Origin of the sequence: Duncaniella sp., from assembly GCF_029054785.1 — a bacterium.
Lineage (GTDB): Bacteria > Bacteroidota > Bacteroidia > Bacteroidales > Muribaculaceae > Duncaniella.
On the sequence record NZ_JAIDEN010000146.1, the window covers coordinates 1 to 5506 of the forward strand.

At 47.9% G+C, this 5506-nt stretch carries 6 protein-coding genes; 5 read left to right on the top strand and 1 reads right to left on the bottom strand.

Translation table 11 applies throughout. The features are described 5' to 3' along the window. Positions 1-146 precede the first annotated feature (146 nt). Genes K2H17_RS09120 through K2H17_RS09140 form a run of 5 tightly spaced genes read left to right on the top strand, consistent with a single transcriptional unit; the run spans position 147 to position 5215 of the window. Positions 147-1685: a DUF6850 family outer membrane beta-barrel protein gene (locus K2H17_RS09120; protein WP_300133962.1), complete on the top strand. Its 1539-nt coding sequence runs from the start codon at positions 147-149 to the stop codon at positions 1683-1685. 50 nt (positions 1686-1735) lie between these two features. Next, on the top strand, positions 1736-2638 hold the full coding sequence (locus K2H17_RS09125; RefSeq protein ID WP_300133964.1) for an ABC transporter ATP-binding protein: 903 nt from the start codon (positions 1736-1738) through the stop codon (positions 2636-2638). 48 nt (positions 2639-2686) lie between these two features. After that, complete coding sequence (locus K2H17_RS09130) at positions 2687-3316, top strand: hypothetical protein (protein ID WP_300133966.1); 630 nt, start codon at positions 2687-2689, stop codon at positions 3314-3316. Between the two features lie 5 nt (positions 3317-3321). Beyond that, positions 3322-4569, top strand: coding sequence for a DUF4857 domain-containing protein (locus K2H17_RS09135; RefSeq protein WP_300133967.1), 1248 nt, complete (start codon positions 3322-3324; stop codon positions 4567-4569). 31 nt (positions 4570-4600) lie between these two features. Then, entirely contained in the window at positions 4601-5215 is a 615-nt protein-coding gene (locus tag K2H17_RS09140) for a hypothetical protein (protein WP_300133968.1), read from the top strand. Positions 5216-5320: 105 nt separating this feature from the next. Here the strand turns inward: K2H17_RS09140 and K2H17_RS09145 are convergent. Beyond that, positions 5321-5506, bottom strand: a 186-nt coding sequence (locus K2H17_RS09145) for a hypothetical protein (RefSeq protein ID WP_300133969.1), incomplete at its 5' end; no start/stop codon positions are given.

Sequence of the window (5506 nt, forward strand, 5' to 3'; positions counted from 1 at the left end):
CCGTCGCCTGCGAAAGTTTTGGGCGTCTATGGCTCTTCATTTCAGTTACATAGCTCGCTATGCTCCTTCAATTCAGAACCATATCCACCTCAAAACTTTCGCTCAGATTTTAACTATTGTTATTAAAAAACCTCTAAAATTTTCGGATGTCAGAGATCATCGGATTCAGATACCGGCTGATAGTATTGGCTGTCGCAGTGAGCCTTTTTTCAGGGCTCACGGCTCAGTCTTTGTCTGTGCGCGATCTCCAGCGACTGACACTACCTCTTACCATTCGGTCTCTGAAAAACCATGAACACAATCCTGCTACGATGGTTGCCAGGGACTCGGTTTCGATCTCTTCGTTTGCTGTCGGTTCGGATATTGAGCGTCAGGAAAAGGCGGTCATGGAGCAGTTGGGCGACGGACATGATCTTTTCAGCATTTCAGCTGATTCATATACCCGTCTTGGTTCTGAAAGTGCGGTCTGGGGGAGCGCGTCATTCGTGACCGGTTCCTATCATTCGGTGCGTTGGACTGACTGTATCGACTATGTGCGTGTGGCTCCTTATGTCCTCGGCGATGAGGCGGGAGGCGATCTCAGCACCCGTAGCTATCGTTTTTCCGGAGGCTATGCACACGATTTCGACCGATGGTCCGTCGGGGTGCAGGCTGCATACAGAGCCGAAATTGCCTATCGCAACCGGGATCCGCGTGTGAAGACAGTTGTCTCTGACCTTGACATATCGTTGGGAGGAGCCTATAAAGTCGGTTCCGGCAATGTCATCGGTCTGAAAGCCGGTATCAATGTCTATTCCCAGAACTGTGATCTTGATTTCTATAATCCGCTGAATGAGATAAACACCTATACTCTGACCGGTATGGGAACTTATTACAAGCGCTTTATGGGCAATGCCAATAAAAACAGCGGCTATTCATCGTTTGGCTATGATCTGGGTCTCCAATGGCTTCCGCTTGAAAAAAGCGGTCTGTCGGTGACTGTCGGTTATGCCGGATACAGAATGGAACAGCAACTGCGTAATTACAACAATCTCACACTGGGATATACAGACAATGATATTCTCGACTGGAACATCGCTTATCGGGTGGATGTCGGTGACGCCGTGACACTCCAGCCGGCTTTTGACGGCGGCATATACCGTCGGAAAGGTACGGAGAACCTCTTCGGCTCATCAGCCGGCTCAAGCTATGACCGTATCGGGTCTGTTTCGCCATATTCTCATGACGTGAGCCGCTTCCGTTTTTCTGTCCCGATGCAATTCGGCAAGCATTCACGAGTGCTCACTCTCAGCCCGTCCGTAGCTTATGAATCTGATGAAGAAAGATATTCAGATCCGCTGCGGAAACAGAGGGTCAGTCATATAATCCCCGGACTTCAGGCCGATTTTTCATCGGTTTCCGGTCGGAAATGGCTTTGGAATGCATCTGTCAGCGGCTCCTATGCAAAAGTATGTCAGTCAGAATCCATACTGACAGATCTTGACACCGCGACAGCTCTCGGACAGTGTGTGGTTTCCAATTATTCGATGCTCTCGGCTGACCGCCTGCGCTTTGGGGCGGATGTCGGCCTTTCACGGACGGTTCTGAGTTTTATCCTCTCTCTGAAAGTCGGCTACCGGCTTACAGATTTCCGCGGTGAGGACCTTTGTCACGGAATGGCGATTTCGCTTGCTGCTGAATTCTGACAATTAATATCTGATAATTAATATTTGAAAAACTGATATAAACTACTATAATGAATCACGATTCTGAATCGGTAATATTTGTAAAAAATCTGACCCAGCGCTATGGCATGGGGCGCATTATTTACAGCGACCTGAGTTTTGAGGTTCCCAAAGGGAGGATTCTCGGTCTTCTTGGTAAAAACGGAACTGGCAAGACAACAACGATAAACATTCTGATGGGCTATCTGCGTCCGCAGAAGGGCGAATGCATGATTTTCGGGGAGAAAATCACAGAGATGACACCTGCTACCCGCGCGCGCATCGCATTGCTCATCGAAGGCCATGTCCAGTATGCCTTCATGACAATCGAGCAGATCGAGCGTTTCTACTCACGCTTCTATCCTAAATGGAACAGAGAGGCCTATTATGAGCTGATGAACAAGCTGCATGTCTCTCCTGGGCAGAAGATCTCCTCCATGTCGTGCGGACAGCGCTCTCAGGTGGCATTGGGCCTGATATTAGCACAAAATGCTGATCTGCTTGTGCTTGACGACTTCTCCCTGGGGCTTGATCCAGGCTATCGCCGTCTTTTTATCGACTATCTTCGTGAATTCGCCAAGGCGGAGGAGAAGACCGTCTTCATGACATCGCATATCATTCAGGATCTTGAACGCCTGATTGACGACTGCATCATACTTGACTACGGAAAGATCCTTACCCAGATGCCAGTCGACGATCTGTTGAGAGATTTTTCACGCTACACACTTCTGACTGACGCCCCGATTGAAAAATTTTCATCTGACGGCATGTTTGTCAACCCCGGCAAAATCAAGGATGAAGTCGAATTTTATACATTCAAGCCTATGGCTGAAGTCAGAGCCGCACTTGACGGCCTTGGCATTGCTTCCGATACACTTGCCCGTCAGGAAATGTCGCTTGAAGACGCATTCATCGGACTTACCGGTAAATATTGATTACACATGGAAAGAGCTATTATATTTAAAGAATGGGTGAAAACCAGGATGGTTTTCTTCATTTCACTCGGACTTGCAGTTTGCATTGCGTTCTATACGGTAGCCATGATGAACCGTCTGATCGAATTGAAAGGCGTCGAGCACCTTTGGCTCATCATGTTGCTTAAGGACAATACGTTCATCGACATGATAAAATATGTGCCTCTCCTTGTCGGTCTGGCCATCGGTGTGGCCCAGATGGCACCGGAAATGACTCAGAAGCGTCTGAAACTGACTCTCCATCTGCCATATCCACAACGTCGGCTGGTCGGTCTGATGCTGCTTGCCGGTCTGGCAGAGCTGTTGGTCGTCTATCTGCTTCAGGCCATGATAATAATGGTCTATGATTTCAGGATCCTTCCGGTGGAACTGGTCGGACGCGTGATGCTCACGACTTTACCTTGGTATTTCGCCGGTTTTACGGCCTATCTGTTTGTGACAGCGGTCTGTCTTGAAGGCACCTGGAGACGCCGTATCATTCTTTCACTTCTCGGAATTGCAGTATTGATGATGTATTTTCTTCAGCCGGCGCTTGAAGCTTACAATGGTATGGTTCTGCTGATTGTCATTACAGTTGTGCTTCTTGCCGTTCTGTCATTCGGTTCAATAATCAGGTTTAAGGAGGGCCGTCAGGATTAAGTATTATGAAAAAAGCATATACAATCTTAATTGTCGCACTTAGTGTCATTGTTCTCTCATGGTTTCTTCCGTGGCTATATTCTCTGTTGTTCCCCGTCGGTACTTCAGATCCGTTTATCGCTTATTCTCCCGTCAGCAATGAACTGATCGTGTCGGAGAGAAGCGGCGAAAAGGAATCTGTCATTTATCCGCTCAATGCCGCAGGAGAACGCCGGGAAGGTGTTGTCTACTCGAAAGAACAGCGTGATTCACTGCTGCCGCAGTTGTATTTTACCCAGCTTGTGGCGCGCGAGCAGCTGCCTGATTCAATCAACGGTATCGAAATTTCCATTCCGCTGCTGAAACATAACCAGTGGGTGTTCACATCTTCGCCACGAGATGTCAACAAACGTTTTGCCGACGTCTATCTGATCATGGAATCCATGCCCGCCCGAATTGATCTTGAGGACCCGACTGAAGTCTTCCGCTTCCGTGACGGACGGGTGGAGTTTATCGAAATGGAGACCAATGAGGTGAATCAGGGACGGACCGGACGTTTTACCGAGATATTTAATGACCGCGGATTCACTCTTCCGATGAAAAGCTATTCAGCCAACATCACAAGCCGTAAGCCTTATGATGAAGGTTATCTGATGGTGGATGCCAACGGAGATGTGTTTCACATGAAGATGCAGGCCGGTCGTCCTTACATGTCAAAGATCAGGAAGCCGGATTCAATCTCTGCCGCTCATGTGTTTATCATGGAAAATGCCGACAAAGGCGCTCTCGGTTTCATGTCGGATGAAAACCACAATTTTTACCTGATCCGGCGCGACGGTTACCGGCTGTGTCATCTGCCGGTCGGAAAGGTCGATCCCGAAAAGGACCGTATTGCAGTTGTGAAAAATCTGTTCAACATGATTGTCCGGATCTCAAATCAGGATGGCACACGCTGGTTTGCGGTTGATTCCGGCGATTACGGACTTCTGGCGAGCTATGCAAAAGCCTCTGAGGTCAGTCCGGTTGCAAAGATCGGATCCTATATTTTCCCTTACGCTCTGTCTTTCACCTCGATTTCAGACTGCTATGCGACGCCGCGCATAGAGTCGGTTTCATGGGCCGCGCTCATCCTTAATGTCGTGCTTGCGGTGATAATATTTGTTGTTTACCGCCGTCGTAGATCTGAGGCTATATGCAGCGCTGCTGTCGCTTCGGTTGTCACGCTGGTGTTCGGCATATTCTCGTTTATCCCCTTCATGCTTATAAAAAATTGAAAGTAATATCCATAATTAAAAAACTGTAAAAATGAAAAAGACTTCAATCTTTACAATTCTTGCACTTTTCTGCCTCGTGTTGGTTTCATGTGGCGGTTCGTCAAAATCAGAATCTGCTGAAGGGTCAGCAGGAACAATCAGTGTTGATCAGCTTCTTGCCGATGCTGAGAATCTGGTAGGAGATACTGTTGTCATTGAAGGTGTCTGCTCTCATCTTTGCCGTCATGGAGGCCGCAAGGCGTTCGTTGTCGGATCTGCTGACAGTGTGCTGATCCGCTGTGAGGCGTTCCCTCTGATGGGGGAGCCGTTCCCGAAATCAACAATCCATCAGCCGATTCAGGTCAAGGGAGTTGTGTGTGAAGAGCGTGTTGACGAAGCCGCGATTCAGAAAATGATACAACAGTATGAGGAAACTCAGAAGGCCGCCGCAGAAAAAGCAGCTGAGGCCGGAGAAGAAGCTGCCGGAGAAGTTGAAGTCGGCTGTGCGACAGAGCGCACCGCACAGGGTCAGAAGAACCTGACTGCGTTTGAAGACCGCATAGCCGATTATCGTGCCCGTATCGCAGCCCGTCAGGAAAAGGAAGGCAAGCCTTATCTCTCTTTTTATTGCCTCCAGGCAATCTCTTATGAGATTCTTCCTGAATAAGCGTCTGACATTCGGATTGAGAGTTTATACTCAGATCTGATTTTGGAACTTGTTACGAAACAAGCTCCAAAGGTAATTTTTAGACATTTTGATCCCTGTTGCAGTTCACCTTGCGGCAGGGATTTTGTCATTTCCTGAATTCGGAATATTCCATTTTTCGTTTGGACACCGGTTGCAGTTGAACTTCCGCTGTCGTTTTGATGTTTTTAATAAACAGTTAAGAGGTTGTTTAAAAACAAGAGTTAAAATCTGAGTGGTGTATCTTTTAGATAAATTGTTGTAAATGAGAAA